The sequence below is a fragment of the Paraburkholderia podalyriae genome (assembly GCF_014397785.1).
Taxonomy (GTDB): Bacteria; Pseudomonadota; Gammaproteobacteria; order Burkholderiales; family Burkholderiaceae; genus Paraburkholderia; species Paraburkholderia podalyriae.
Window position 1 is genome coordinate 1 of the sequence record NZ_VZQQ01000329.1, and the last position, 274, is coordinate 274.

The 274-nt window shown below is 63.1% G+C and carries 1 protein-coding gene; it reads right to left on the reverse strand.

Going from position 1 to position 274, the window contains the following annotated elements; translation table 11 throughout:
- Positions 1 to 34: 34 nt before the first annotated feature.
- Positions 35 to 274, reverse strand: a 240-nt coding sequence (locus F6X42_RS45790) for a hypothetical protein (RefSeq protein ID WP_222945947.1), incomplete at its 5' end; no start/stop codon positions are given.

Below are 274 nucleotides of genomic sequence, written 5' to 3' on the forward strand. Positions count from 1 at the left end.
TTAGACCCGGGATGCTTCACTACCGATCGCTCGCTCATCGTCCAGGGACCACTTTGGCCACCCGGCCACAATTGGTAAAGGGGAGGTTGCCCGCGACGTTGCGATCGCACAAGGTTGCAAGGTCGAACGGAGCGCGTATCGGATGCCGCATACGGTGTGCGAGGAGGAGATCGAGGCGCTGCGCATGTGGCTCGGCGCGGGCCTCGCGCCGGGTTAAACGCTGTGGCGCAAAACTTGCGGTGCCCGGCATGCCCCGCATTGCCATGAAAGACGA